The sequence below is a fragment of the Candidatus Kosakonia sp. 282A-S69 genome (assembly GCF_029433855.1).
GTDB classification, from domain to species: domain Bacteria; phylum Pseudomonadota; class Gammaproteobacteria; order Enterobacterales; family Enterobacteriaceae; genus Kosakonia; species Kosakonia cowanii_A.
Genome location: NZ_JAROAU010000003.1, coordinates 2,452,958 through 2,479,416, shown reverse-complemented (window position 1 = coordinate 2,479,416; position 26,459 = coordinate 2,452,958). Strand labels below are relative to the sequence as shown.

The following is a 26,459-nucleotide window of genomic DNA, read 5'->3' as shown; positions in this document are numbered from 1 at the left end:
ATCCGGCAGAGGGTTAAAATGCCGGGGTAAAACGCGGGGCAGGTTATTTGTAGATAACCGCAGTGCCGCTCAGCTTGTTGTTGCCGCTGGTGGACTGGATGCTGTAGCCGGAAGCGCCCGCCGCTTTGGCTTTTTCTGCCAGGCGTGCTTCAAGGCCGTCCAGTGTGGTTGCGCCATGAGCGGAAACCACACCGATTTTGTTGAGTTCGCCTGCCTGAGCAGGGTTCACAGGTTGTGCCGCAAAAGCACCGAAAGAGAGGGTCGATAATGCGACAGCGGCAACAGCATATTTAATGGCGTTCATAAGTTTCTCTCGCAGGTTATACTGAATTTTGGACGATGTTCCGTCGATGTGATAAGTATCACGGTTTTTTATCAGCGAGAAAATCGAAGAGAATTGAAAGCCTTGTTCTAAAAAATTGAACAATGCTTATGTTTTTGAAACATAAAGGTTAAAAAGATAAAAAAGCGAGAAAGGGTTGCACTCTGTTGGCGTGGCAAGATAAGCGGCACATTTTGCGACAAGCGAAGCGGAAAAGTGTGAAGGTAAAGGTAAGCGTTTATCCTGCCAGAAAACGTCAGAAAAAGTCAGCGTAGCTGGCTATCCTTCGATCCCCTGCGATTATATCCTGAGTATGTCGAGTTATGTAAATCTTTCTCCTGCTGACAATTGACGCACAGCCGCACGCCGGGAATCGCTTTACGCCGCGCTTCCGGGATCTTTTCCCCGCACTCTTCGCACTCTTTAAGGCTCTCACCTCCCGGAATGTCCCGGCGTGCACGGGCGACCGCATCCTCAATGGTGCTGTCGATCTGCTGCTGTACTGCATCGTCGTTTGCCCAACCTGAAGCCATAATGTCCTCCTCTGTAGCCATTAAGTATAGACGCTATAAAGGGGCATGAGGTTGTCGGCAGGATGGCGGCTGCGCCTTATCCGGCCAACCAAAACGAGCTTACAGCCATATCGATATTGTTTTTACGTCAGATCTCACAGCGAGGGGTTATGTCCCCGCTGAAATCGGCGAACCGAAGCGTGAATGACAAGGTCTGGACGCCATGGATGGCGGACAGAGGCGAACCGAGACAGGGAGCGAGTCCCGTAGGGGCGAGCAAGTCGAGTCGAGCCGGCCGCAGTCAGACACGCGGGAGGTGAGCGCAGTGCGCAGCACCGATTTCCTCGCGGGGCCGCGGGGATTGACAAGGGGAGCGCGGCCGCTTCCCTTGTCCCGTTCACCGCATAAAAGGTTAATGAAACTCCCGAACGCATGGTGAACGGAACCCTTCCACTAATCCAACATGCCAACCCCCCATCCGGTATAGATGATGGGAATTATGCCGGACGGCAATATCTTAACGATTATCCGGCCTGACCAGATCGAAACGCTGCTCCTCGCTAATACCGTAATAAGCGGACGGGCCGCCGGCGCGCAGCACCGGCTGCGCCTTCGCCGTCTGGTAGATGCCCTCTTCGAGCAGCGACTCATCAATATGCACCGCAACCACTTCCCCCAGCACCAGCCAGCTCTCAATCGGGCTGCCGTCGGCGGCGGTGAGCTGAATGCACTGCGAAAGGCGGCACTCAAAGTTAACCGGGCTCTCTGCCACGCGCGGGACGCGTACCAGGCGACTCTCTGCCGGGGTCAGCCCGGCGCGGGCAAACTCATCTTCGCCGTGCGCCAGCGACGCGGAGGTCTCATTCATCTGCACCGCCAAATCGCGGGTGGTTAAATTCCAGACGAACTCTTTGCTCTCGACAATATTCTGCACGCTATCTTTCCAGCCGCTGCTGGCGAAACCAATAATCGGCGGGCGGTAGTTAAAGCAGTTGAAGAAGCTATAAGGGGCAAGGTTGCGGCGGCCTTGCCCGTCCAGCGAGGCGATCCAGCCGATAGGGCGCGGGCCAACAATGGCGTTCAGCGGGTCGTGCGGCAGGCCATGACCTTTCGCGGGCTCATAAAAATACATAGCGTCTCCTGATGGCAAAAAGTTTCTTCAGGCTCCCTTATTTACCCGGCTGGCGTCAACGGGTATCTTACGCCGCTGTTAACAGGAGAATGCCATGAATGCCCAGAAGCCGGGTCTGCACCCGCGTAACCGCCACCATAGCCGCTACGACCTTGACGCCCTGTGCGCCGTCAACCCGTCGCTGCGCGCCTTTATCACGCGCAATCCGAACGGGGAAGAGACCGTTAACTTTGCCGATCCGCAGGCGGTGAAAGCCCTGAATAAGGCGCTGCTGGCGCACTTCTACGGCGTACGCGAGTGGGATATCCCGGAGGGCTTTCTCTGCCCGCCGGTGCCGGGCCGCGCGGACTATCTGCATCATCTTGCCGATCTGCTGGCAGAGAGCGATAACGGTACCATCCCGGCGCAGGCCAGCGTGCTTGATATCGGCACTGGCGCGAACTGCATCTATCCGCTGATTGGTGCCCATCAATATGGCTGGCGCTTTACCGGCAGCGAAGTCAACGCCGAAGCTTTTGCCAGCGCACAGGCGATCATTGCCGCCAACCCCGGCCTGACGCGCGCGATACGCCTGCGTCGCCAGAAAGAGAGGGCGGCGATCCTCACCGGCATCATTCATAAAAATGAGTCCTACGATGCCGTTATCTGTAACCCTCCTTTCCATGACTCGGCGCAGAGCGCACAGGCGGGCAGCGAGCGCAAGCGGCGCAACCTTGGCCAGTCTGTCACAGACGCGGCGAACTTCGGCGGCCAGCAGCAGGAGCTGTGGTGTGAAGGCGGTGAAGTAGCCTTTATCAAAACGATGATTGCCGAGAGTAAACAGTTTGCTCGCCAGGTGTTGTGGTTCACCTCGCTGGTGTCACGCGGCGACAATTTGCCGGAACTTTACCGCGCCCTGACGCAGGTCGGCGCAGTAAAAGTGGTGAAAAAAGAGATGGCGCAGGGGCAGAAGCAGAGCCGCTTTGTCGCCTGGAGCTTCCTCGATGAAGCCCAGCGCAAACGCTGGGCGCAGAGTCGTTTTAAAGGGTAGGTTGTGCGGGCGGCGGCGTACCCGTGTTCGCCGCCGGTTGCGCTTGCCCGATACCTTCGGGGGCTGAGACCATCTGGTAGGTCTGCACCGGCGGGCGCACGTGGGCGAGATCGAAATGCTTTTTCACCATCGTGTCGAGGGCGAAACGCACCGTCCACTGCTTTAGCGGTAGGGTCGTGAAGGTGACACGCAACGTAAAGGCGGTGTTGGTCAGCCCGACCAGCCCGGCAAAGTTCGGTTCGCCGATAATAAGGCCGCGGATCTCCTCCTGCTCCATCAGCTCTGCCACCGCATCCTTCAGCGCCTGATTGGCCTTGTCTGTATCCTCATGACGATCGACATCGTAGTTCGCCACCACCGAGCCAATCCCGCGCACAAAGTTGGCGAAGGTAGTGATCGATGACCACGGGATAATGTGATACGCGCCGGTATCCTGGCGCACGCCGACGGAGCGGATGGTCATGCGCTCCACCGTGCCGGTAAGCGGGCCGATGGTTACCAGATCGCCGGTATTCATTCCATTCTCGAACTGAATAAATATGCCGGTGATGATATCTTTCACCAGGGTTTGCGAACCGAACGAGATCGCCAGACCCAGCGCCCCGGCACCCGCCAGCAGCGGCGCGATATTCACCCCAATCTCTGAGAGCACAATCATCACCGTAATGGTGCTGATGACCACTGCCAGCGCGTTGCGAAACAGCGTCAGCAGAGTACGCGTGCGCGCGCTGGGCAGCGGGCGACCATGTATATCGGATGTCAGCCGGTTCTCGATAATCGTGGCTAACAAGGTCCAGCCGACGGCGGAGAAGAAGAGGATCAGCGCGATGCGAATCAGAATATCGACCGCCTTCTCTCCGGCGCCATAATTGAGCCAGTGCCAGAAATCAAACAGCCCCCACGCGCTCAGCAGCAGCAGAATGGTGGTGCAGACCACCAGAAACCGGGCGGTCTTCATCGAAGCCGATAACCAGCCGTTAAGCCGCTTTTGCAACTCCGGGTAGTTGCGCTGTACCTGCGGCGCCAGGGTGATGGTTTTGTCCAGCCAGCGCGACAGCACCCCGGAGATAAAGGCGGAGACGCTGAGGATCGCCAGGCTGCTCAACGACGCGCCCATCATAAACTTCAGGCTGTTGCCCGGATCGAAGAGCGAGAAGAAGAAGAGCACGATGAAGTAGGCGCTGGCGAGCCAGTGCCACACCAGCGCAAAGGCGCGGATAAAGAGGCTGAAGAAGGCTAGCGAGCGATCCGCCAGCAGGATCAGGTTATGCTGGATCTCGCGCTTGTTATGGAAAATAAGGTAAAGCGCCCAGAGGGTGATGCAGAGCATGATCACCACGTTGGCGAGCGCGCCGAACTGGATATTTACCTGATTGGAGATAATCGGCACCGCCACCAGCAGCCCATAGCCAATCAGGCTGCTGAGCGCGCTTAAGCGCAGGTGCCAGTAGCGCGCTGTCTCATCACGAATATGAAACGGGCGCAGATCGGGAATGCGTGGGCAGAAGATAAGCCGCAGGATTGCTTTGAAAAACTCAATCAGCGCGAAGGCATTAAGAAACAGGCTCTGCTGGAAAGCGATGGTGCTGTTGCCTCCGGTGAGGTTGGCACGCAGTACCTGGCCGACAAAGAGCGTCAGCGCCAGCAGCATGATGTCGATAATAAAAGCCCCGACGATCATCGACGGCAGCTGTAGCCAGTTGCTACTGTCGCGGTTTTTACGCCGTCCCCAGGCACCCATTCTGCGGTAAACGGGCGAGACGCAAAATCGCACGGTCCACCAGAAGGCGAACACCAGCAGCGCGAGCAGCATGAAGTGGCTGGCGGCATTGGTGAACGTTTGCGGGTTGAAGGCTTTGTGCGGCGAGCCGGTAATGTTGCGCCAGAGCTGAGCAAAACGGGTCGAGAGCGCGTCGCCATAGTAATCCACCACTTCGGTGACCTTCTCCAGCACCGTTTTCTGCTCTTCAAGGGCGGGCGGCGTGATGACCGGTACCGGCTCCTGCGGCGGTGTCGTGGCGACTTTACGCAGCTGATCAATCAGCTCTTTGCGTGACTCCTCATTCTCCAGTACATCGGCCAGCGCGCCATAGGCCGCTTTTTTCTGTTCAACATCGGGTTCGCCGGTTTGTGCAGAGGTGGGGGAGGTTGTTGCGGCGGTCACGCCGGGTATCGTCGCGGCCTGAAGCGGCGCGCACAGCAGGCTAATCAGTAACAAAATCCACGGCATAGCTCCTCCGGTGAGAAAATCCCGCAAAGGGATAAGTATAGGTGCCGGGGGAGGGGGAGAAGAGATTGCGCACAATCCGCAAAAGAAAAACCCCTCCGGCTGGAGGGGTTGGCTGTCAGGAGACGTGCTGCAGGAACTCCTGCAGGCGCTGGCTGGGCGGATTCTCAATCAGCTGCTGCGGGTTGCCATCTTCAGCAATGCGGCCCTTATCAATGAAAATCAGACGCGAGGCCACTTTTTCGGCAAAGCCGATTTCGTGGGTCACGATCACCATCGTCATCCCCTCTTCGGCCAGATCCTGCATCACTTTCAGCACTTCATGACGCAGCTCCGGATCGAGCGCTGAGGTTGGCTCATCAAACAGCATCATCTTCGGTTTTACCGCCAGCGCGCGGGCAATCGCCACACGCTGCTGCTGACCGCCGGAGAGCTCTGAGGGGTAGTGATGGGCGCGCTCAGCGAGACCCACTTTCGCCAGCAGCGCTTTCGCCTGCTTTTCCGCTTCCGCTTTGTTGGTGCCGCGCACGCGCAGCGGGCCAAACATCACGTTCTCCAGCGCCGTCAGGTGTGGGAAGAGGTAAAACTGCTGGAACACCATGCCCGCTTCCTGGCGGATCAGGCGTTCGTCCACTTTCGGGTCGTTGACCTTCAGACCATCAACAATCAGATCGCCTGTGGTGATCTCTTCCAGCTTGTTGATGCAGCGCAGCAGGGTCGATTTACCGGAGCCGGAGGGACCGATAATCACCACCACTTCACCTTGAGTAATGTTGAGGTCGATATCATGCAGCACCTGGGTTTTACCGAAGTGCTTGGAAACATTTTTAAATTCAATCACAGGATTTTCATCCTTTTTTCAAGACGGCGAAGCACGATGTTGAGTGCCTGGGTAATGATGAGATAGATAACCCCGACGGCGGTCCAGATCTCCAGCGCGCGGAAGTTACCGGCGATGATCTCCTGGCCCTGGCGGGTCAGTTCAGCCGCGCCGATAACAATAAACAGCGAGGTATCTTTGATGCTGATGATCAATTGGTTGCCAAGCGGTGGCAGCATGCGGCGCAGCGCCAGCGGCATAATGACGTGGCGAATGGTTTCGCGGCGCGACAGACCGAGCGCCATACCCGCTTCGCTAAAACCTTTATGGATCGACAGCACCGAGCCACGGGTGATCTCGGCAATATAGGCGCCGGAGTTGATCATGATTGTCACCACCGCGGCGGTGAAGGTATCGATGCGCAGATCCGGCAGCGCCATCGGCAGGGCGAAGTAGATGTACATCACCTGTACGACAATCGGCGTGCCGCGGACAATTTCGATAAACACGAGGGCGACGTGGTTTGAGATCCACCCGCCGTAGGTACGGGCTAAACCGGCCAACAGGCCGATAACGATACCGCCAGCCAGACCGAGGATCGAGATCCACAAGGTCATTTTGGCCCCGTCCAGTAGAAGCGGAATGGCGGGCCAGATGGCGCTCCAGTCAAACTGCATGTGATTAATTCCTGTATACCGTAGAAGAGACAAATAGCGCGGGGACGAAAGCCGCCCCCGACGTTTAACCTGTTACTTTTTAATAATTATTTAGGCTCAGAACCGAACCATTTTTTGTAGATTTCGTTGTACGTACCGTTCTCGCGCAGGGTTTTCAGCGCGCCGTTCACTTTCTCACGCAGATCGTCGCTGCCTTTCGGGAAGGCGATGCCGTACTGCTGCGCTTCCAGAGAGTCGCCTACCGCTTTAAAACGACCGTTGCCGGCGGTTTTGATGAAGTAGAGGATGTTTGGCGTGTCATGCAGAACCGCGTCAGCGCGGCCGGTACCCAGTTCCATGTAGGCGTTATCGATGTTCGGGAACTGGCGCAGATCTTTGGTTTTGATGTTTGCTTTTGCGTAATCCACGGAGCCGGTGCCGCTCTTAACCGCGATCACTTTACCATTGAGGTCTTTCGCGCTCTTCACGTCGTTGTTGTCGGCTTTCACCATCACCAGCAGGCCGCTTTTGTAGTAGCCGTCGGAGAAGTCGATCGCTTTTTTGCGCTCTTCAGTAATAGTGATGCCCGCCAGTGCGACATCAACGTTTTTGGTTTGCAGGGCGGGGATGATGCCGCTGAAGTCCATCGGCTTCAGTTCATAATCCAGCTTCAGCTCTTTTGCCACGGCAGCCCACAGATCGATGTCGAAGCCAACATACTGATTGCCTTTTTTGAATTCGAAAGGAACGAACGCAGTATCGGTAGCCACAACCAGTTTTTTATCAGCAGCCTGAGAAGAAACAGCAAAGGCGAGAGCGAGTGCAGCCAGGGAGAATTTCAATACAGACTTCATAGTGTTTCCTTTTGTATCGGGGGAGCGAGCCCCTGCGAGAATGAACGCAGTATGAAAAAATCATGCCAGGTTTACAACCTATTGTTTTGTAAAGGCGAAGCTTTAACCGGTTGCACAATAAGTGTAGCAATGACGCCGTAATGCACCATTTTGAGTCACTCTTTTGGTGCGCTCGCGCGCGATTGTCGGCAGTGCTGCTATTTAGCGCCCAACGTGGGTGAGAAACAATCACTTATTAACAATTTTGTGATGAGATAATTACGAAGCGGTAACTTTATGCTGGGGAGGGAGACGAAGTGTTGCACCATAAAAGTGCAAACCCCCGCACCAGAGGGTGCAGGGGTCTGAGCGATAACAAAACGATCTGGGTTATTCGATGTTAGCTTCGATAAACCACAGGTACTGATCCAGATCGCGGGAAGCGGCGGTAAAGATATCTGCGGTATCTTCATCTTTCGCTTCGGTAATGGCTTTACGCAGGTCGTTCGCCACAACCGCGTAACGATCGGCCAGCTCTTTCAGGTGATCCTGTACGCTGTGAATGTCCAGCGGGTAGCTTTGCACCGCCGTTTTGCTGTTGATCACCTGAGTAGTACCCAGTGCAACACCGCCCAGCTGAACCACGCGCTCTGCCATCGTATCGAGATGCGTTACCAGCGAAGTACGGAACTGATCCAGCATCTCATGCACGCCGATGAAGTTCGCGCCACGCATGTTCCAGTGAGCCTGCTTGGTGATCAGAGACAGGTCAGTGAAGTGGATCACCTGGCGATTCAGCAGTTCAATGGTCGCTTGTTTATCGCTGTCCGATACATCGTTACGGGTATAAAGCAGATTAGACGCTTTCGTTTTTACCAGTTTAGCGGTACTCATAATCCATATCCTCTTGATGTTTGTGTCCCAGGTAATTACCGGAACTAAGTATAGCACCAGATTAACCGTCGTCGGTTTTGGCTATGCCTATCAGTTCGATAGCGTGATTTAAATATAGGTCACGATTTCGAAAACGCGCAACTAATCGAATGAAATGTAAGATAAATCTAATAAAGAAAGAGGTGATAACCAGGAATAATTCTAATTAATAAAGAATTTACTTAAAGCGTAAAAAATAATGTCAAAGGTTTGAATGAATATTCAGCATGAGCGGAATCTCATGCTGAATAATTATTATTTACTCCTATCCACTTCTTTTATTGTGGTCTCGCGACGCAGGGTTAATGTCGACCCCATTGAGGCAATCACGATCGCCATCAAAGCCAGCACCTGCTGGAGCGCTAGCGTCTCGCCGAGGAAGACCATGCCCGAGACGGCGGCAAGCGCTGGCTCCATGCTCATCAGTGTGCCGAAGGTGCGCGTCGGTAACCGGGTAAGGGCGATCATCTCCAGCGAATAGGGCAATGCGGTCGACAAAATCGCCACCGCAATACCGAGCGGTAAAATCGACCAGTGCCACAACACGTCGCCGGCCTGAAATGCGCCAAGGGGAACAAAGATAATGGCGGCAATCAGCGACCCGAGCGCGACGGTTGCCGGGCCATGATCCTCGCCCGCGCGCTGCCCGGTCAGAATATAGATAGCCCAGCAGGCGCCCGCGCCGAGCGCAAACGCCGCGCCGGTCAAATCAACTTGCGCCACATCCTGGCCCAGCGGCAGCAGATACCACAGCCCCAGCACGGCGAGGATCACCCAGATGAAATCGACCGCACGACGGGAGCCGAAGAGGGCAACGGCCAGCGGGCCCGTAAACTCCAGCGCCACGGCCACACCGAGCGGTACGGTCTGGATCGCCAGGTAGAACATGTAGTTCATCGCCCCCAGCGACAGGCCATAAAAGAGCAGCGGCAGACGTTGTTCGCGGGTGAAACGCAGACGCCAGGGTTTAAAGACGATCACGAGGATAAGCGTGCCGAGGGCAAGACGAAGCGCGGTGACGCCAGGCGCGCCAACTAAAGGAAAGAGCGATTTCGCCAGTGACGCCCCTCCCTGAATTGAGGTCATCGCGATGAGCAGTATGATGACCGGTACCCACACCGGCAGTTTACGCGGCAAAACAGGCATCCTTTCTCCGTTAAGTGTCTGGTGAAGCAGAGCCAACAGTTTACTTGAAATAGTATTCAGACGGTTGATGGTTGGTTGTAAAAAAGGCTGAAAAAATCCGTATAATGACCCTCGGCCGGTCGTTTATTGGCCTGTTTATTTAAGAATAATCTGGATGAACGAATTCAGGAACAGGTACCATAATAGTCCGGCTCTTGAGAAAACTGCTTGTTAATGAAAGAGTTGTTAAGATGCGGAAACTTTCTGTTACATGAAAGAACGCTTTAGACTCTATTTCTCTCAAAGAGTTTCCTTATAATTTTTGATATATTTAAATGCGTAGTACCCAGGATTTCTTGAAGCACATTTGAGGTGGATTATGAAAAAAATTGCATGTCTTTCAGCACTGGCCGCTCTTCTGGCGGTTTCTGCAGGTTCCGCAGTAGCATCAACTTCTACTGTTTCCGGCGGTTATGCTCAGAGCGACGCTCAGGGTATTGCTAACAAAACCAACGGTTTCAACCTAAAATATCGTTACGAGCAGGACAACAACCCGCTGGGCGTTATCGGTTCCTTTACCTACACCGAAAAAGATCGTACTACCGGTGAAGGCGTTTATAACAAAGCTCAGTACTACGGCATCACTGCTGGTCCGGCTTTCCGCATCAATGACTGGGCGAGCATCTACGGTGTAGTGGGTGTTGGCTACGGTAAATTCCAGCAGACTGCTGACGTTGCTAAAGTTTCTGACACCAGCGACTACGGCTTCTCCTACGGTGCTGGTCTGCAGTTCAACCCGATGGAAAACGTTGCTCTGGACTTCTCCTACGAGCAGAGCCGTATCCGTAGCGTTGACGTTGGCACCTGGATTGCCGGTGTTGGTTACCGCTTCTAATCGCTTTCGCGATAATAAAAATCCGCCTCAAGGGGCGGATTTTTTTTGCCTGCAACAAGCATAGACCGTTAATGCGTGCTGCGCGTGTCGAACAGATCCGTGCCGAGATGGTTATAGTCCACTTTCTGTAACTTAAAGTTGGTCACGTAGACGGGTCCCGCTTTTTTCCCCGAGATAAAGGGGTAGGAGTTTTTGATCTGCGTGGCGCTAATGCCGGTCCACTGCGAGAAGAAGCTCAAAAAGTCGTTGGCGGAGCGGCGCGCCTTAATCAGACGATGTTTGGTCGCATCGCTTGAGACCACCATAAACGGTACCTGGAAGTTCTGCTGAAAATGGTCGTCATGCGCCAGGTACTGCACCTCTTTGCCGCGCTCTTTAAAGGCCAAACCATGATCGGAGAAGTAGACCATCGAGAAGCTCTCGCCGCTGTTGCGCAGCTGGGAGTAGATCTTGCTCAGCAGAGTGTCCGTCTGGGTGATGGAGTAGAGGTAGCAGGAGGTCTCTTTCGACTGTACAAACTCGTTGTACTTGCCGCCGGTGCGATCGCACGCCTGCGGATGCGAGCCCATCAGATGTAACACAATCAGCTGCGGTTGATTACGCCGCACGCTCAGCACCTGGTTGGTGAGCGTTAACAGATCCTCATCGCGGGTGTTTTTATCCGCTTCAAAGTCGCCCCGTTTCAGGAACTGCACTTCGTCGACGCGCTTCGCAATACTGGCGATGGCAGTGTCATACTCGCCAATCTGCCCCTGGTTGGAGAACCACCATGTCTGGAAACCGGCGCGGCTCGCCAGCGTGACAAAGTTATCCTGATACTGTGGCTTGTCGTTGACCACGCGGTTTAAAGTCAGGCCGAGAGACTTCTGTGTCGATCCGCTGGCGGCTATATAGTCGGTAAAGAGATCGCCATTCACCTGGCTGGCAAACGGTGTGTTGTTCCAGTGACCGCCAAAAGCACCCAGCGCATCGCGGCGCGCGCTCTCACCAATCACGACCACATAGACGTGATACTTCGGGTTTACGGCGGTGACTGTCCACGTATCTTTCATCCCGGAGAGCTGCGCCATGTTCTCCTCTTCCACCTTCACTTCGTGATAGTTGTAGGCGACATCGCGCACAAAGCGCAGCACCGGCACGCCAGTGTCGATCAGGCGGAACTCAAAGCCGCGAAAGTGGTTCTGCACCGGGCCAATAAAGTAGGAGGCGACGCAAAAGATCACGCCCAGCGTGTCCCACTTCAGCCACGGCGTTGACGGCACCAATACCCGGCGGCGCAGTGCCACCACGCCCAGCGCGAGGATGCCAAGGCTAATCACATAGTGATACCACGGAAAGATGGTCAGAATTTCCGATGACTCTTCGATATTGGTTGAACGCAGCGCCAGCAGGGTGTTGAAGTTGGGCGCGCCATAAGCCTGGCCAAACGGAAAGTAGCTGGCAGCGGTAAGCGTTGTGATCGCCAGAAAAATTTTTTGCGCGCGCGGTGCATGACGCCAGAGCACGCAGAGCGCGCAGGTGGAGACCACCGCATACAGCACGCTGAATTCGTAGCCAAGGGCAAAGTTAATTAACAGGGACTGCAGGAAATAGAAACCAATCCACGGATTGATCGACTGACCGCGCAGGGCAACGGACTCTTTAAGGATTACGCTCATAGATGATTTCGTGAAACGCCATGTGCTCACCCTGGCGTAAGGGTCAAAACCTGCCGGACAGCGCGCTGAGAGGGGGAGGGGATCCGCGTCTGCGGTGCGCATTGAGTGCAGGGCTGCGCAAAGATAAAGCGCGGCGGGGTGAAGGTCAACAGCAGCTAAGAGTTTGTTTTGCGAGAGTGATTGCAAATCCAGCAAAATGACGCGGATTTTGGGGAAAAGAGGTCAGTATGAAGGGATAAAATGACAGAAATATGAAGCGGCGTACCGCGACGCCGCATCAGTGGGTAGGTTTATCTTCGTTCTGCTGCGGCTTACCGTTGACGATATCGCACAACATATTGAGCAGCATTAAACGGACTTTAAAGGGAGAGTGGCTAAACACGCGCATACACCTCTTGAACTCATTCATTGTCACCTCCTGCTAATTAGGACCCCTTCGATCCATGAAAGGTGAACGCATTACATACAGATATAGCACAGGCTATATTACATAGCTACGGCTAATACGTTAATTTTTTGTACTGATTCACGGATGGTTTACAATGCGCCTCTCTTATATGATGCTGCACAGCGTCTCACCGTCAGGGGAAGCACTATGAACCGTCGCGCAGGTAAGCAAACAATAAAAAAAGTGACGCTGGTTAATGTCGAAGAGCATGTCGAAGGCTTCCGCCAGGTGCGCGAAGCGCATCGCCGCGAGCTGATTGATGACTATGTTGAACTCATCTCCGATCTGATCCGCGAAGTGGGGGAGGCCCGCCAGGTCGATATGGCCGCGCGCCTCGGCGTATCGCAGCCTACGGTAGCAAAAATGTTAAAAAGGCTCGCCTCGGTCGGTCTGATTGAGCAGATCCCGTGGCGCGGTGTCTTTCTCACCGCCGAAGGGGAGAAGCTGGCGCAGGAGAGCCGCGAACGCCATCAAATCGTTGAGAGTTTCCTGCTGGTGTTGGGTGTCAGCCCGGATATCGCCCGGCGCGATGCGGAAGGGATGGAGCACCACGTCAGCGAAGAGACCCTCGAGTGTTTTCGTCGTTTCACGCAGCAACACGAGACGCCATCTGAATGAACCTCCCTTTTCTGCGCGCCCTGGCGCGTGACCGCTTTCTCCACCTGTTATTGTTGATCGGCATCGCCTTATGCTTCTTTGTCCCCTTTGCACCAAAGAAGTGGCCTGGCGCCATCGACTGGCACACCATTATCACCCTCAGCGGCTTAATGCTGCTGACCAAAGGGGTGGAGCTGAGCGGCTATTTTGATGTTATTGGCCGACGCATGGTGCGTCGTTTTCAGCACGAACGTCAGCTGGCGATCTTCCTCGTGCTGGCGGCGGCGGTGCTCTCCACCTTTCTTACGAATGATGTCGCGCTCTTTATCGTCGTACCGCTGACCATTACCTTAAAGAAGCTGTGCGAAATTCCGGTTAACCGGCTGATCATCTTTGAAGCGCTGGCGGTCAACGCCGGATCGCTACTTACGCCCATCGGCAACCCGCAGAACATCCTGATTTGGGGACGTTCGGGGCTCTCTTTCCCGGCCTTCATTTGGCAGATGGCGCCGCTGGCGCTGGCGATGATGGTCACGCTGCTGGTGCTCTGCTGGTTCTGCTTCTCCGGCAAAGCGCTGACCTACCATAGCGGGCAGAGTTCAAGCGAGTGGAAACCGAAGCTGGTCTGGAGCTGCCTCGGTTTTTACCTGGTCTTTATCACCGCGCTTGAGCTGAAGCAGGAGCTGTGGGGGCTGGCGATTATCGCCGTCGGTTTTCTCTTTCTGGCGCGCCGGGTGGTATTCAGCGTCGACTGGACGCTGCTGCTGGTTTTTATCGCCATGTTTATCGATGTCCATCTGCTGACCCAGCTTCCGGCCCTGCACGCGACCCTTGCCAGCACCGGCCAGCTCTCGCCGCCTGGCTTATGGCTGACCGCGATTGGCCTGTCGCAGTTTATCAGTAATGTGCCGGCGACCATTCTGCTGCTCAACTATGTTCCGCCCGATACGCTGCTCGCCTGGGCGGTCAACGTGGGGGGTTTTGGCCTGCTGCCGGGTTCGCTGGCGAACCTTATCGCCCTGCGTATGGCAAATAATCGCCGTATCTGGTGGCGCTTCCATCTCTACTCCATGCCGCTGCTGGTGTGGGCTGCGCTGGTGGGATACGGATTACTCTTAGTCATATAGTGCTGATTTGTCAGTTTATCCTGGCAAATGTATAGCAACCGCCTAAGTTTAGTAAACGGCGCACTCCCGGCGCCGTTACCTGACAGGAACGTTGCGAGACTATGGCAGAAAAGAGAACTCAACCTGACGATGTTCAGGACGAAAAAGAGCAGCAAGACGAAAAAGAGCAGCAAGAGGACAAACCCCGCAAACGCCCCGGAAAGAAGCCACTGATTATTCTTGGCATTGTTGTGGTGGTAATGGTCGTGGTGGCGCTGGTGTGGTGGTTATTAACCCGCAACCAGGAGACCACCGATGACGCCTTCACCGACGGCGATGCGGTGACCATCGCGCCCAAAGTGGCGGGCTACGTGACCGAGCTGCGGGTAAAAGATAACCAGCGGGTGAAAAAGGGCGATCTGCTGGTGGTGATCGACCCACGCGATGCTACCGCCCAGCGCGATCAGGCGCAGGCCCAGCTTGGGCTGGCGACCGCGCAGCTTCACCAGGCGCAGGCGCAATTAGCGCTCTCCAGAGTGCAGTACCCGGCGCAGCGGGATGAAGCGCGCGCGCAGGTACTGAAAGCGAAGGCCGATCTCGCCAACGCTGAAGCCGCCTATAAACGCCAGCGCGGTGTCGATCCCCGCGCCACCACCCAGCAAAATATTGATACCGCCAATGCGCAGCTGCGCAGTGCCCAGGCGCAGCTTGCCAGCGCGCAGGCGCAGCTGGAAGTGGCTGAGCAGGTGCAGTTGCAGATCCGCCAGCAGGAGACCAACGTCGAGGCGCGCGAGCAGCAGGTTGCGCAGGCGAAAGCGCAGCTGGAAACCGCCAATCTTAACCTCTCGTGGACCAACGTCCGCGCGCCGTTTGATGGTTACGTCACCAAACGTAATGTGCAAACCGGCACGCTGGTGCAGGCCGGGACCGCGCTCTTTTCCCTGGTCTCGCAAGAGGTGTGGGTGACGGCCAACTTTAAAGAGTCACAGCTGGAGCGTATGCGCCCGGGCAATAAAGTGACGGTCACCGTCGATGCCTGGCCGGATCTTGAGCTGGAAGGGCATGTCGACAGTATCCAGCAGGGGAGTGGCTCAAAGTTCGCCGCCTTCCCGTCGGAAAACGCCACCGGTAACTTTGTGAAGATCGTTCAGCGTGTGCCGGTGAAGATCGTTATCGATAAGGGGCTGGATCCGAATAAACCGCTGCCGCTCGGCCTCTCTGTTGAACCGAAGGTTACGCTGGAATGACCGACCACAGCCATGAAAACTGGCGTCCGGCCAGTAACCCGTGGGCGGTGGCGTGGGTCGTCACCCTCGCGGTATTTATGGAGATCCTCGACACCACTATCGTTAACGTGGCGCTGCCGCATGTCGCCGGGTCGCTCTCAGCCAGTTATGACGAATCGACATGGGTGCTGACCAGCTACCTGGTGGCGAACGGTATCGTGCTGCCGATCTCCGCATTTCTTAGCCGTACCTTTGGCCGCAAACAGTTTTTCCTCATCTGTATCGTGATGTTTACCGTCTGCTCCTTCTTATGCGGTATCGCCACTGAGCTGTGGGAGATCATTCTGTTTCGTATTTTGCAGGGCTTCTTCGGCGGCGGCCTGCAACCGACGCAGCAGTCGGTACTGCTGGACTACTTTAAACCGGAAGATCGCGGCAAAGCCTTTGGTCTCTCCTCTATCGCCATTATCGTGGCCCCGGTGCTTGGCCCGACGCTGGGCGGCTGGATCACCGATAACTACTCCTGGCGCTGGGTCTTTTTTATCAATATCCCGGTGGGGATTGTCACGGTGCTGGCCATCTATCAGCTGCTGGAAGATCCGCCGTGGGAGCGTAAATCAAAACAGAAACTCTCCATCGACTGGCCGGGCATTGGCCTGATCGCGCTCGGTCTTGGCTGCCTGCAGGTGATGCTTGACCGCGGGGAGGATGAGGATTGGTTTAACTCCGACTTCACCCGTATCTTTGCGGTGCTGACGGCGATAGGGCTTGTGGGCGCTATCTACTGGCTGATGTACGCCAAAAAGCCGGTGGTCGATCTGCGCTGCATGGCCGATAAAAACTTTGCCGTCTCCAGCCTGTTGATGGCCGGCATGGCGATGATCCTTTATGGCAGCTCGGTGGTGATCCCGCAGCTGGCGCAGCAGGATCTGGGCTACACCGCGACCTGGTCGGGGCTGGTACTCTCGCCGGGGGCAATATTGATTGTGTTAACCATTCCGCTGGTGTTGAAGCTCATGCCGGTGGTGCAGACGCGCTGGATTATCGCCTTCGGCTTCTTCTGCCTCGCGGCCTCCTTCTGGTGGACGCGATCGCTGGCTCCAGATGTCGATTTTGAAACGCTGGTGCTGTTTCGCAGCGCGCAGTCGATCGGGCTTGGCTTCCTGTTTGTGCCGCTCACCACCATTGCTTTTATCACTATCCCGCGCCAGCTCAACGCCGATGCGGCGGCGCTATTTACCATGTTTCGTAATGTGGCGGGTTCGATCGGCATCTCGCTCTCAACGGCGGCGATCACCGAGCGTTCGCAGGCGCATATGTCGCACCTCTCCGAACATACTTCGCCCTTTAATGAGCCCTTCCAGCTGGCGCTGCGCTCGATGGCGGAGGCGGTGCGCAACTTCACCAGCCTGGCGGGCGATCCCTTCTCTAACGCCACCGGACAGATGTACAAAGCGATGGTCGCCCAGTCGCGCATTCTTGCCTACATCGATGTCTTCACCATTCTGAGCGTGGTGGCGGTACTGTTGATCCCATTTTGTCTATTGCTTTCGCCGATCAAGAGCGAAGGCAGCGCAGGAGCACATTAATATGGCATGGCGTCATTTTCCCGTTACCTTTCTGTCACTGTGCCTGGCCGGGTGCGCGGTCGGGCCGGATTACCAGCCCGCGCAGCCGCAAACCCCGGCGCGCTGGAACGATCCGGGTGATGCGTCGGTGAAATCCCGGGCGACGCCGCAGGCGGTCAATCCGCGCTGGTGGACCACCTTTAATTCTCCGCAACTTAACAGCCTGATCGAACGGGCGATTGCCGGGAATTTATCCCTGCAACAGACGGTGCTGCGCATCGCCGGTGCCCGTGAACAGATCAACCAGGCGGGCGGCGCGTTTCTGCCGGCGGTGAACGGCTCGCTGCAGGCAACGCGTCAGCAGCTGGGGCTGGAGGGGGAACTGAAATCCCATGATGTCTATGGTCAACTGGAGAGTGCCGACCCGGCGGTCAGCGGCGCGCTGGGCGCGTTAACTCAGCCGGTCAATCTCTACCAGGGCAGCTTTGATGCCCAGTGGGAGCTGGATCTGTGGGGCAAAGTGCGCCGTCAGGTCGAGGCCACGACCGCCCAGCAGCAGCAGGCGATTGAACAGCGTAACGACGCACTGGTGTCGCTGGAAGCGGAAGTGGCGCGTGCCTGGCTGCAACTGCGCGGCGCACAGAGCATCATCGCCTCACTGAATACGCAAATTCAGAGTGCGCAGGAGACTTTCACCCTGACGCAAAACCGCCAGCAGGGTGGGTTATCGCCGCAGCTGGACGTGGAGAATGCCCGTGCCCAGGCGGCAAACCTCGAAGCGCAACTGCCGCAGTACCAGGCGCAGGAGCGCCAGGCGATGAACGCGCTGGCGGTGCTGCTCGGTAAAACGCCGGGCGCGCTGGATAGCGAACTGCGCGGTGCACAGCCGCTCCCGGCTTTGCCGGACGTGGTGCCGACCGGCATTCCATCCACGTTAGCGCGCCGCCGCCCCGACGTGCGCGAAGCGGAGGCGACGCTGCACGCGGCGACCGCGCAAATCGGCGTCTCCGTCGCGCAGCTCTTCCCGAGCCTGACGCTCAGCGGCCAGTTTGGTCTGCGCAATAGCGAAACTAACTGGCTGACGGACTGGAGCAGCCACTTCTACAGCTTCGGCCCGCAGGTCTCGATCCCTATTTTCCAGGGGGGACGGCTGGTGTCGAGCGTCAAGCTGGCGCGCGCGCAGCAGGGTGCCGCGGTGCTCAACTATCGCCAGACGGTGCTCAGCGCGCTGAACGATGTCGAGAATGCGCTGGTCAGCTACCGCGCCGACCAGCAGCGTGAGGCGAGTCTCGATAAGACCCTGGAGGCGCTGCAAAACGCCTTTTCGCTCGCCAGCGACAGCTACCGCAAAGGGATTGCCAGCTTCCTTGATGTGCTCGATGCCCAGCGCCAGCTGGCGCAGGCGAGCCAGCAACGTGAGCAGGCGCGGGTGCAGAGCAGCCTCGACCTCGTTGCGCTCTACAAAGCGCTTGGCGGCGGCTGGGAGCCGTACCAGAATGTGCAACTACCTGATTACAAAATCTTTGGCGACGCGCCGCGCGGATAATCAGAGGATTGGGCAAGAAACAGGCAGGATCCCCACATTCGCCGCGCAGACACGGAGCGTATAACTGATTGCGTCAACACAACCGATGAGGAGACGCTACCATGCGCTACAAAAAACTGGGCAATACCGGACTGTTTGTTTCTGAACTCTGCCTCGGCACCATGACCTTCGGCGGTCAGGAGGATATGTGGGGCAAAATCGGCCAGCTTCAGCAGGCACAGGCTGAGGCGTTGGTCGGTCGCGCCCTCGATGCCGGGATCAATTTTATTGATACCGCCGATGTTTACTCCGGCGGACGTTCGGAAGAGATCACCGGCCAGGCATTAAAAAACCTCAAGGTGCCGCGTGAGAATGTGGTGGTGGCTACCAAAGTCTTCGGTGAAACCGGCACCGCAGGGGTCAATTCCCGCGGCAGTTCGCGCTTTCACATTGTTCAGAGCGTGAAAGCGAGCCTCAAGCGCCTGCAACTCGATCATATCGATCTCTATCAGCTACACGGGTTTGATCCGGCGACGCCAATGGAAGAGACGCTCTGTGCGCTTGATACGCTGGTGCAGCACGGGCATGTACGCTATATCGGCGTCTCCAACTGGGCGGCGTGGCAGATTGCTAAAGCGCTGGGCATCTCGGAGCGCCTGGGCCTCGCGCGTTTCGCTTCGCTACAGGCCTACTACACGATTGCCGGGCGCGATCTGGAGCGCGAACTGTTGCCGATGATGCAGAGTGAAAATGTCGGTCTGATGGTCTGGAGCCCGCTGGCGGGCGGCCTGCTGAGCGGCAAATATGATCGGGATGGCAAAGCCGAAGCGGGCGGCCGCCGGGTGGAGTTTGACTTCCCACCGGTGAATAAAGATCGCGCTTTTGACTGCGTAGAGGTGATGCGCACTATCGCCGACAGCAAAGGCGTGAGTGTCGCGCAGATCGCGCTGGCCTGGCTCCTGCATCAGCAGGCGGTGACCAGCGTGATTATCGGCGCGAAACGCCCGGAACAGCTGGAGGATAATCTCGCCGCAGCGACCGTGCAGCTGAACGATGAGGAGCTTAAACAGCTTGATGCCGTCAGCGCGCTGCCGCGTGAATACCCCGGCTGGATGCTGGAGCGCCAGGGTGAGTATCGCCGTAATCAATTGAATCAGCAGTAATTTACCTCAGCTATAAAGCGCAGGCCGGATAAGCATTCACCCTGTCCGGCCTGCTGCATTTTGCACCGCTTCTCCTCCCCGTTTCACACAATTCTTTCGAAAAGCGTCACAAAACCGCGCTTCTCTCTTTGCCTGTTATTTCGCCATTCGCTATATGACTAGTCATATGAACAAAATGACTAGTCATGGAGAAAGCGCGATGAGCAGAATATTACCGACCGGTTTTTTATGGGGCAACTCTGTCTCCAGCATGCAGACCGAAGGGGCGTGGAATGAGGGCGGCAAGGGGATGTCGGTCTACGATATCCGCGAAGCGAGCGAATTCGCCTCCGACTGGAAAGTCGCCACCGACTCCTATCACCGGTATCAGGAAGATTTCGATCTGATGCAGGATCTGGGCATGAACTGTTACCGCTTTCAGATCGCCTGGAGCCGCGTCTGCCCGCAGGGAGACGGCGAATTTAATCAGGAGGGCATCGATTTTTACCATCGTTTTATTGACGATCTGCTGGCGCGCGGTATTGAGCCGATGGTCTGCCTCTACCACTTCGATATGCCGCTGGCGCTGGCGGAAAAATATAACGGTTTTGTCGATCGTCACGTGCTCGACGCCTTTGTGCGCTACGGGCAGAAGATGATCGACTGCTTCGGCAGTAAGGTGAAGTACTGGCTCACCTTTAACGAGCAGAATATCTATCATATGCCCGGCGCATTTCAGGTCGGCGGCTACCTGAAGGGCGAGAAAACCCTGCGCGAGCTTTACCAGATCCAGCACCACGTGATGATGGCGCACGTGCTGCTGACGCACTATCTGCACGATACCCAGCCTGGCAAAATGATGGGTGGTATGCTGGCGCACCAGCTGATCTACCCGGCCACCTGCAAACCGCGCGATATCTTCTGCGCCATGCTGTACGACGAATTCCTCAATCAGAACCTGCTGCGCGTTTACGCCGGGCAGGGTTACAGCCCGGCAGTAATGGCGGTGGTGGAAAACGAAGGCTTTGGCGATATCTACCGTGATGAGGATTTGGCGCAGATCGCGCGCGTCAAAAACGACTTTATGGCCTTTAGCTACTACGCCAGCAAAACGCTGGACAGCGACGCCATTAGCACGGATACGCCGGTCAACTACTACCTGCACGAAGGCGACAAGCCCAACCCTTACCTTGATGCGACAGAGTGGGGCTGGCAGATCGATCCGCTCGGTTTTCGCGCCATTATCACCCGCTACTACAACGACTGGCGGCTGCCGGTCTTCCCGATTGAGAACGGCATCGGCGTGATTGAGGAGTGGGACGGCGTCAATCCGATTGATGATGAGTACCGCATTACTTATCACCGCGATCACCTGCAGGCGATGCAGGATGCCATCTTCGAAGATGGCGCGGAGGTGATGGGCTATCTCGGCTGGGGGCTTATCGACATCCTCAGCTCCCAGGGCGATATGCGTAAACGCTACGGCGTGGTCTACGTCAACCGTGATAACCACGACCTGAAAGATATGCGACGCGTACCGAAAAAGAGCTACCGCTGGCTGCAACGGGTGATCCGTAGCAACGGGCGTGACATGTAACGCAGTGATAAGAGGGCAGCGCAATGTCTGAGACAAAAATCACGCCGAAAATGCAGTCATTCGTCGATAAGTTCGTTGAGTTCTCCGCCCGCCTGGCAAACCAGGTGCATCTGCGATCCCTGCGCGACGCGTTCGCGGCGGTGATGCCGATTTTTATCCTCGCCGGGCTGGCGGTGCTGATCAATAACGTGATTTTCCCCTGGGTGCTGGAGGGGGAGACGCTGGCGCGCTTTAAGGTGTGGGGCGAAGCGGTGATTAACGGCACGTTGAATATCGCGGCTCTTTTAATTGCGCCGATGACGGCCTGGTCGCTGGCGCGTAATAAGAACTTCGAGAACCCGGTCTCAGCGGTAGTCATTGCGATTGCCAGTTTTATTATCATGATGCCAATGCAGCTTGATGTGGTGCCGGTGGGGAGTCAAACCACGGTAAGCGTCGCGCAGATGCTGTCGTTTGCTAATATCGGCACCACTGGCATTTTCGCCGGGGTGATTATCGGCCTGCTCTCGACGGAACTCTTTATCCGCGTCGCCAGCGTAAAACGTTTCTCCATTTCGCTGGGCGATAATGTGCCGTCGGCGGTGGGGCAATCCTTTTCAGCATTGATCCCGACCATTATCACGCTGTCGCTCTTCGCGATGGTGGCGGCGCTGCTGGCGAACCTGCTGCATACGGATCTGATCCATCTCATCACCACCCTGATTCAGCAGCCGCTGCGCCAGATCAACACCAGCCTCCCTGGCACGTTGTTTATCTACAGCTTCGGTAACTTCCTCTTTACGCTCGGTATTCACCAGACGGTGGTCAACGGCGTGATCCTCGAACCGCTACTGCTGATCAACACCAATGAGAATATGCTCGCCTTCGCCAACGGCCAGCCGATTCCGCATATCATCAATAGCATTTTTGTGCCGACTTTCGGCATGATTGGCGGCACCGGCAGCACGCTGTCGCTGCTGATCGCCATCTTTATCTTCGCCAGACAGCAGTCGGCGAAGCAGGTAGCGCGGCTGGCCATTTCGCCGGGGCTGTTTAACATCAACGAGCCGGTAATTTTTGGCCTGCCGATTGTCTTTAACCTGCCGCTGATGATCCCCTTTGTGTTGCTGCCGGCACTCGGTATCTGGTTTGCCTGGTTCTGCACGACGATGGGCTGGATGGCGCGCTGTGTGGTGATGATCCCGTGGACCACGCCGCCCATTTTAAGCGCCTGGCTGGCGACGGCGGGCGACTGGCGGGCGGTAGTGGTTCAGTTGATAATCATCATCTTTGGTGTATTCTTCTACCTGCCTTTCCTCAAAATTGCCGAGAGAGTGGCCTTAAGAAACAATGGGATAGACTAAGTTACCGGGACGGGTCATGGCGGCAAAATATATCACTATCGCGCGGGAAATTAAGCGGCGCATCCTTAGCCAGCAGTATGCTGCCAGCGCACCGCTGCCGGACCAGTTCGCGCTGGCGGCGGAGTTTAATACCAGCCGCATGACCATCCAGCAGGCGATGCGTCAGCTGATTGTTGAGGGGCTGGTCTATACCCGCCAGGGGCAGGGCACCTTTATCCGCAAAAACTTCCTTCAGCTGTCGCGCTGGGATCTGCCGGGCAGCGACTATTTTGGTGCTACCAAAACCTGGGAGAATGTCGGTGAAGTGACGAGCAAGATTGTGCGCTTCGATCTGCGTTTTGCCAGTGAAAAGGAGCAGGCTTCGCTGCTGGTGGGGCCGGATGAGCCGGTCTATGACTTTGTGCGCCTGCGTCTGCTGGAGGGTGAACCGGTATCGCTGGAGTTCACGCTGATGCCGGTAAACCTGGTGCCGGGGCTCAATCGCAGCCATCTGGAAAGCTCGGTGTTTCGCTATGTGCAGGACGATCTGGCGCTAAAAATTATGGGGTCGTACCGCATTGTCCGCGCGCTGAAGCCCTGCGACGAGGATAAGCAGTACCTCAATTGCGAGGAGACCGATCCGGTGCTGGAGGTGGAGCAGGTTATCTACCTGGAGGATGGCACACCGCTGGAGTATGCCCATTGCCACTACCGCTACGATCACGGCGGGGTGATTGTGGTCAACCACGGATAAAAAAAGCGGAGCTAATGCTCCGCTTTTTGTTACCGATTCAACTCACGGCAAATCAGTTCAGACGCACCGGCATACCGGAGCGGTTCTGGATCGCCTGGTCAACTACGTTCGTATCAACGTCAGCCTGGCTGGTTACCGCCTGCACCGCTTTGGTCAGCGCGATCGGCACGATTTCGCCGCCGGTAAACTGCGCTTCGGTGGTGGAGAGCGGGTTGTGAACTTCGATATAGCGGCTGCCATCCGGCTCGGTGGTCGCTTTAACCGGCTCATCAATAAACTGGACGCGGGTGCCGACCGGCACGTTCTCGAACAGGAATTTGATGTCGTCGTTACGCAGACGCACACAGCCGTGGCTCACGCGCAGGCCGATACCAAAGTTGGCGTTGGTGCCGTGGATCGCATACAGGCGGCCAATATAGAGCGCGTAGAGACCCATCGGGTTATCCGGGCCTGCCGGCACTACCGGCGGCAGCGGTTGACCCATTGCCTGATATTCGGCGTGCATTTTTGCCGTCGGTGTCCAGGTCGGACCGGCTTTTTTACGCTCGACTTTAGTGGTCCAGGCAATCGGGGTATCTTTACCCAACTGACCGATACCGATTGGCAGCACGATCACCGTGTTGGTGCCTTTCGGATAGTAGTAGAGGCGCATCTCCGCACTGTTAATCACAATCCCTTCATGAACGGTATCCGGCAGGATTAGCTGCTGCGGAACGTTCATCACCGTGCCGCCTTTCGGCAGATAGGCGTCAATGCCCGGGTTAGCTTCCAGCATATTGGAGAGACCCATCTGGTATTCAGCCGCAAAATATTCCAGCGGCTGAGTATTGCCTTCAGGAATGGTTACGACCTGGTTCTGACCGATCAGACGGCTACCATCAGTCGGCAGCGGATAAGTCACAGCAGACGCGCTATTGCAAAATCCCACGACAGCAAAGGCCGCCGCGAAGAGAGTTCTTAATTTCATATTCATGTTGTGCGAGATTATTGCCACACTGGCCGTTGGGTTGAGAATGCAGGAAGCGCATTATATGTGCATTCCCCCGTCCAGGGAATTCAGATGTTGACGAAATCACACTTTTTTCCCGTTGTTTGCAGTGTAGCGGCCTGACAGTGGGCAAGAATCTAATTCGGAATTGTGGCATACTATGGCGTTTGTCACATATTTCAGGATATCGCCGTGTTAGTCACCAGCAACGTCACCATGCAGTTCGGCAGTAAGCCGCTGTTCGAAAACATTTCCGTCAAATTTGGCGGCGGCAACCGTTACGGCCTGATCGGCGCGAACGGGAGCGGTAAATCCACCTTTATGAAGATCCTCGGCGGCGACTTAGAGCCGTCGCTGGGCAACGTCTCTCTCGATCCGAATGAGCGCATCGGTAAGCTGCGCCAGGATCAGTTCGCCTTCGAAGCCTTCAGCGTGCTCGACACGGTGATCATGGGCCACGCTGAGCTGTGGGAAGTGAAGCAGGAGCGCGACCGCATTTACGGCCTCGCCGAGATGAGCGAAGAAGATGGCTATAAAGTGGCCGATCTCGAAGTGCTGTATGGCGAAATGGATGGCTACTCGGCGGAAGCGCGCGCGGGCGAACTGCTGCTCGGCGTCGGTATTCCGGTTGAACAGCACTACGGCCCGATGAGCGAAGTCGCGCCCGGCTGGAAACTGCGTGTGCTGCTGGCCCAGGCGCTGTTCGCCAACCCGGATATTCTGCTGCTCGATGAACCGACCAACAACCTGGACATCGACACTATTCGCTGGCTGGAGCAGGTGCTGAACGAACGCGACAGCACCATGATCATCATTTCGCATGACCGTCACTTCCTGAACATGGTCTGCACCCACATGGCGGATCTCGACTACGGCGAGCTGCGCGTCTACCCGGGCAACTACGACGAATACATGACCGCCGCTACCCAGGCGCGCGAACGCCTGCTGGCGGACAATGCCAAGAAGAAAGCGCAGATTGCCGAGCTGCAATCCTTCGTCAGCCGCTTTAGCGCTAACGCGTCGAAATCGCGTCAGGCGACCTCACGCGCCCGTCAGATCGATAAGATCAAGCTCGACGAGGTGAAAGCCTCCAGCCGTCAGAACCCGTTTATCCGCTTTGAGCAGGATAAAAAACTGTTCCGTAACGCGCTGGAAGTGGAGCAGCTTGCTAAAGGCTTCGATAACGGCCCGCTGTTTAAAAACTTCAATATGCTGATGGAAGTGGGCGAGAAAATCGCCATTCTCGGCACCAACGGCGTCGGTAAAACCACGCTGCTGAAAACGCTGGTCGGCGAGCTTACGCCGGATAACGGCACGGTGAAGTGGTCGGAAAACGCCCGCATCGGCTACTACGCGCAGGATCACGCGACAGATTTTGATAACGACCTGACGGTGTTCGACTGGATGAGCCAGTGGAAGCAGGAGGGCGACGATGAGCAGGCGGTGCGCGGTATCCTGGGGCGTCTGCTGTTCAGCCAGGACGATATCAAGAAGCCAGCGAAAGTGCTCTCCGGGGGAGAGAAGGGCCGTATGCTGTTCGGCAAGCTGATGATGGAAAAACCGAATATTCTGGTGATGGACGAACCGACCAACCACCTGGATATGGAGTCGATCGAATCGCTGAACATGGCGCTGGAGATGTATCAGGGCACGCTGATTTTCGTCTCACACGACCGTGAATTTGTCAGCTCGCTGGCAACCCGCGTGATTGAGATTACGCCGCAGCGCGTGGTCGATTTCACCGGCAACTATGAAGATTACTTGCGTACCAAGGGTATCGAATAGATTCACCCTCTTTACCGTCCTCTTTCGAGCCGCAGATGCGTTGGCTGCACCTTCATACCCCGGTCACTTACTTCCGTAAGCTACCGGGGATACTCAGGTTTGCCGCCTTCCCGCGACGCGAAATACAGGGGTAAATAAAGGAACACATTGCCGGATGGCGCGTAAACGCTTATCCGGCCTACGGGATCGTTCTGCTTGTGTAGGCCGGATAAGGCGAAGCCGCCATCCGGCAAAGGAGCAGATGCCGGATGGCGCGTA

At 56.3% G+C, this 26,459-nt stretch carries 24 protein-coding genes; 12 read left to right on the top strand and 12 right to left on the bottom strand.

Features of this window, described 5'->3' with window-relative positions:
* Positions 1–43 precede the first annotated feature (43 nt).
* The 3 genes from ybiJ to PU683_RS17385 form a co-directional block, all read right to left on the bottom strand.
* The gene (gene ybiJ / locus PU683_RS17395) at positions 44–304 is read right to left on the bottom strand and encodes a DUF1471 family protein YbiJ (protein WP_277173673.1); all 261 of its coding nucleotides are present in this window, start codon (positions 302–304) and stop codon (positions 44–46) included.
* A 284-nt stretch (positions 305–588) separates the two neighbouring features.
* Positions 589–855 carry a DksA/TraR family C4-type zinc finger protein gene (locus PU683_RS17390; protein ID WP_277173671.1) on the bottom strand — a complete coding sequence of 89 codons (267 nt, stop codon included), beginning with the start codon at positions 853–855 and terminating at the stop codon, positions 589–591.
* A gap of 496 nt (positions 856–1,351) precedes the next feature.
* On the bottom strand, positions 1,352–1,966 hold the full coding sequence (locus PU683_RS17385; protein ID WP_277173669.1) for a flavin reductase family protein: 615 nt from the start codon (positions 1,964–1,966) through the stop codon (positions 1,352–1,354).
* A gap of 94 nt (positions 1,967–2,060) precedes the next feature.
* Here PU683_RS17385 and rlmF point away from each other — a divergent pair, with 94 nt between their 5' ends.
* Entirely contained in the window at positions 2,061–2,996 is a 936-nt protein-coding gene (gene rlmF, locus PU683_RS17380) for a 23S rRNA (adenine(1618)-N(6))-methyltransferase RlmF (protein ID WP_277173667.1), read from the top strand.
* Here rlmF and ybiO read toward each other — a convergent pair.
* The 6 genes from ybiO to rhtA form a co-directional block, all read right to left on the bottom strand.
* Positions 2,986–5,226 (bottom strand): mechanosensitive channel protein, encoded by a 2,241-nt coding sequence (ybiO, locus tag PU683_RS17375; RefSeq protein WP_277173665.1) that lies wholly within the window; start codon positions 5,224–5,226, stop codon positions 2,986–2,988. The genes rlmF and ybiO overlap by 11 nt on opposite strands.
* A gap of 115 nt (positions 5,227–5,341) precedes the next feature.
* Positions 5,342–6,064 (bottom strand): glutamine ABC transporter ATP-binding protein GlnQ, encoded by a 723-nt coding sequence (gene glnQ / locus PU683_RS17370; RefSeq protein ID WP_277173664.1) that lies wholly within the window; start codon positions 6,062–6,064, stop codon positions 5,342–5,344.
* On the bottom strand, positions 6,061–6,720 hold the full coding sequence (glnP, locus tag PU683_RS17365) for a glutamine ABC transporter permease GlnP (protein WP_187801868.1): 660 nt from the start codon (positions 6,718–6,720) through the stop codon (positions 6,061–6,063). Before glnP ends, glnQ begins: the two co-directional genes overlap by 4 nt.
* An 86-nt stretch (positions 6,721–6,806) precedes the next feature.
* Complete coding sequence (glnH, locus tag PU683_RS17360) at positions 6,807–7,553, bottom strand: glutamine ABC transporter substrate-binding protein GlnH (RefSeq protein ID WP_277173661.1); 747 nt, start codon at positions 7,551–7,553, stop codon at positions 6,807–6,809.
* Positions 7,554–7,922: 369 nt separating this feature from the next.
* Positions 7,923–8,426 carry a DNA starvation/stationary phase protection protein Dps gene (gene dps, locus PU683_RS17355; RefSeq protein WP_277173659.1) on the bottom strand — a complete coding sequence of 168 codons (504 nt, stop codon included), beginning with the start codon at positions 8,424–8,426 and terminating at the stop codon, positions 7,923–7,925.
* Between the two features lie 294 nt (positions 8,427–8,720).
* Positions 8,721–9,611, bottom strand: coding sequence for a threonine/homoserine exporter RhtA (gene rhtA, locus PU683_RS17350; RefSeq protein ID WP_277173657.1), 891 nt, complete (start codon positions 9,609–9,611; stop codon positions 8,721–8,723).
* A gap of 358 nt (positions 9,612–9,969) precedes the next feature.
* On the opposite strand from rhtA, the gene ompX reads away from it, so the two are divergent.
* The gene (ompX, locus tag PU683_RS17345) at positions 9,970–10,485 is read left to right on the top strand and encodes an outer membrane protein OmpX (protein WP_124969018.1); all 516 of its coding nucleotides are present in this window, start codon (positions 9,970–9,972) and stop codon (positions 10,483–10,485) included.
* A 68-nt stretch (positions 10,486–10,553) separates the two neighbouring features.
* Here the strand turns inward: ompX and PU683_RS17340 are convergent, their stop codons facing one another.
* The gene (locus PU683_RS17340) at positions 10,554–12,143 is read right to left on the bottom strand and encodes a phosphoethanolamine transferase (RefSeq protein WP_277173655.1); all 1,590 of its coding nucleotides are present in this window, start codon (positions 12,141–12,143) and stop codon (positions 10,554–10,556) included.
* Between the two features lie 277 nt (positions 12,144–12,420).
* Entirely contained in the window at positions 12,421–12,552 is a 132-nt protein-coding gene (mntS, locus tag PU683_RS17335) for a manganase accumulation protein MntS (protein WP_023481863.1), read from the bottom strand.
* Positions 12,553–12,738: 186 nt separating this feature from the next.
* Here mntS and mntR point away from each other — a divergent pair, with 186 nt between their 5' ends.
* The 9 genes from mntR to PU683_RS17290 all read left to right on the top strand — a co-directional run bounded on the left by mntR (position 12,739) and on the right by PU683_RS17290 (position 23,428).
* Positions 12,739–13,209, top strand: a complete 471-nt coding sequence (gene mntR, locus PU683_RS17330; RefSeq protein ID WP_187801874.1) for a manganese-binding transcriptional regulator MntR — start codon at positions 12,739–12,741, stop codon at positions 13,207–13,209.
* Positions 13,206–14,315, top strand: coding sequence for an anion transporter (locus PU683_RS17325; protein ID WP_277173652.1), 1,110 nt, complete (start codon positions 13,206–13,208; stop codon positions 14,313–14,315). The genes mntR and PU683_RS17325 overlap by 4 nt, the downstream gene beginning before the upstream one ends.
* Before the next feature lie 101 nt (positions 14,316–14,416).
* Complete coding sequence (locus PU683_RS17320; RefSeq protein WP_277173650.1) at positions 14,417–15,541, top strand: HlyD family secretion protein; 1,125 nt, start codon at positions 14,417–14,419, stop codon at positions 15,539–15,541.
* A complete protein-coding gene (locus tag PU683_RS17315; protein WP_277173648.1) occupies positions 15,538–17,109 on the top strand; it encodes a DHA2 family efflux MFS transporter permease subunit in 1,572 nt (523 codons plus the stop codon). Before PU683_RS17320 ends, PU683_RS17315 begins: the two co-directional genes overlap by 4 nt.
* A 1-nt stretch (position 17,110) precedes the next feature.
* Positions 17,111–18,634 (top strand): efflux transporter outer membrane subunit, encoded by a 1,524-nt coding sequence (locus PU683_RS17310; protein ID WP_277173646.1) that lies wholly within the window; start codon positions 17,111–17,113, stop codon positions 18,632–18,634.
* Between the two features lie 101 nt (positions 18,635–18,735).
* Positions 18,736–19,776, top strand: a complete 1,041-nt coding sequence (locus PU683_RS17305; protein WP_277173644.1) for an aldo/keto reductase — start codon at positions 18,736–18,738, stop codon at positions 19,774–19,776.
* Positions 19,777–19,975: 199 nt separating this feature from the next.
* A complete protein-coding gene (locus PU683_RS17300) occupies positions 19,976–21,352 on the top strand; it encodes a glycoside hydrolase family 1 protein (protein ID WP_277173642.1) in 1,377 nt (458 codons plus the stop codon).
* 23 nt (positions 21,353–21,375) lie between these two features.
* Entirely contained in the window at positions 21,376–22,695 is a 1,320-nt protein-coding gene (locus PU683_RS17295; RefSeq protein ID WP_277173640.1) for a PTS sugar transporter subunit IIC, read from the top strand.
* 16 nt (positions 22,696–22,711) lie between these two features.
* Positions 22,712–23,428, top strand: coding sequence for a GntR family transcriptional regulator (locus PU683_RS17290; RefSeq protein WP_277173638.1), 717 nt, complete (start codon positions 22,712–22,714; stop codon positions 23,426–23,428).
* A 52-nt stretch (positions 23,429–23,480) separates the two neighbouring features.
* On the opposite strand, the gene ldtB is transcribed toward PU683_RS17290, so the two are convergent.
* A complete protein-coding gene (ldtB, locus tag PU683_RS17285) occupies positions 23,481–24,401 on the bottom strand; it encodes a L,D-transpeptidase (RefSeq protein WP_277173636.1) in 921 nt (306 codons plus the stop codon).
* A gap of 207 nt (positions 24,402–24,608) precedes the next feature.
* Between ldtB and PU683_RS17280 the strand changes: the two genes are divergently transcribed.
* A complete protein-coding gene (locus PU683_RS17280) occupies positions 24,609–26,201 on the top strand; it encodes an ABC-F family ATPase (RefSeq protein ID WP_277173634.1) in 1,593 nt (530 codons plus the stop codon).
* Positions 26,202–26,459 lie beyond the last annotated feature (258 nt).

Coding starts and splice junctions, on each gene's coding strand:
- ybiJ (WP_277173673.1), bottom strand. CDS start 304: ATGAACGCCATTAAATATGCTGTTGCCGCTGTCGCATTATCGACCCTC.
- PU683_RS17390 (WP_277173671.1), bottom strand. CDS start 855: ATGGCTTCAGGTTGGGCAAACGACGATGCAGTACAGCAGCAGATCGAC.
- PU683_RS17385 (WP_277173669.1), bottom strand. CDS start 1,966: ATGTATTTTTATGAGCCCGCGAAAGGTCATGGCCTGCCGCACGACCCG.
- rlmF (WP_277173667.1), top strand. CDS start 2,061: ATGAATGCCCAGAAGCCGGGTCTGCACCCGCGTAACCGCCACCATAGC.
- ybiO (WP_277173665.1), bottom strand. CDS start 5,226: ATGCCGTGGATTTTGTTACTGATTAGCCTGCTGTGCGCGCCGCTTCAG.
- glnP (WP_187801868.1), bottom strand. CDS start 6,720: ATGCAGTTTGACTGGAGCGCCATCTGGCCCGCCATTCCGCTTCTACTG.
- glnH (WP_277173661.1), bottom strand. CDS start 7,553: ATGAAGTCTGTATTGAAATTCTCCCTGGCTGCACTCGCTCTCGCCTTT.
- dps (WP_277173659.1), bottom strand. CDS start 8,426: ATGAGTACCGCTAAACTGGTAAAAACGAAAGCGTCTAATCTGCTTTAT.
- rhtA (WP_277173657.1), bottom strand. CDS start 9,611: ATGCCTGTTTTGCCGCGTAAACTGCCGGTGTGGGTACCGGTCATCATA.
- ompX (WP_124969018.1), top strand. CDS start 9,970: ATGAAAAAAATTGCATGTCTTTCAGCACTGGCCGCTCTTCTGGCGGTT.
- PU683_RS17340 (WP_277173655.1), bottom strand. CDS start 12,143: ATGAGCGTAATCCTTAAAGAGTCCGTTGCCCTGCGCGGTCAGTCGATC.
- mntS (WP_023481863.1), bottom strand. CDS start 12,552: ATGAATGAGTTCAAGAGGTGTATGCGCGTGTTTAGCCACTCTCCCTTT.
- mntR (WP_187801874.1), top strand. CDS start 12,739: ATGAACCGTCGCGCAGGTAAGCAAACAATAAAAAAAGTGACGCTGGTT.
- PU683_RS17325 (WP_277173652.1), top strand. CDS start 13,206: ATGAACCTCCCTTTTCTGCGCGCCCTGGCGCGTGACCGCTTTCTCCAC.
- PU683_RS17320 (WP_277173650.1), top strand. CDS start 14,417: ATGGCAGAAAAGAGAACTCAACCTGACGATGTTCAGGACGAAAAAGAG.
- PU683_RS17315 (WP_277173648.1), top strand. CDS start 15,538: ATGACCGACCACAGCCATGAAAACTGGCGTCCGGCCAGTAACCCGTGG.
- PU683_RS17310 (WP_277173646.1), top strand. CDS start 17,111: ATGGCATGGCGTCATTTTCCCGTTACCTTTCTGTCACTGTGCCTGGCC.
- PU683_RS17305 (WP_277173644.1), top strand. CDS start 18,736: ATGCGCTACAAAAAACTGGGCAATACCGGACTGTTTGTTTCTGAACTC.
- PU683_RS17300 (WP_277173642.1), top strand. CDS start 19,976: ATGAGCAGAATATTACCGACCGGTTTTTTATGGGGCAACTCTGTCTCC.
- PU683_RS17295 (WP_277173640.1), top strand. CDS start 21,376: ATGTCTGAGACAAAAATCACGCCGAAAATGCAGTCATTCGTCGATAAG.
- PU683_RS17290 (WP_277173638.1), top strand. CDS start 22,712: ATGGCGGCAAAATATATCACTATCGCGCGGGAAATTAAGCGGCGCATC.
- ldtB (WP_277173636.1), bottom strand. CDS start 24,401: ATGAATATGAAATTAAGAACTCTCTTCGCGGCGGCCTTTGCTGTCGTG.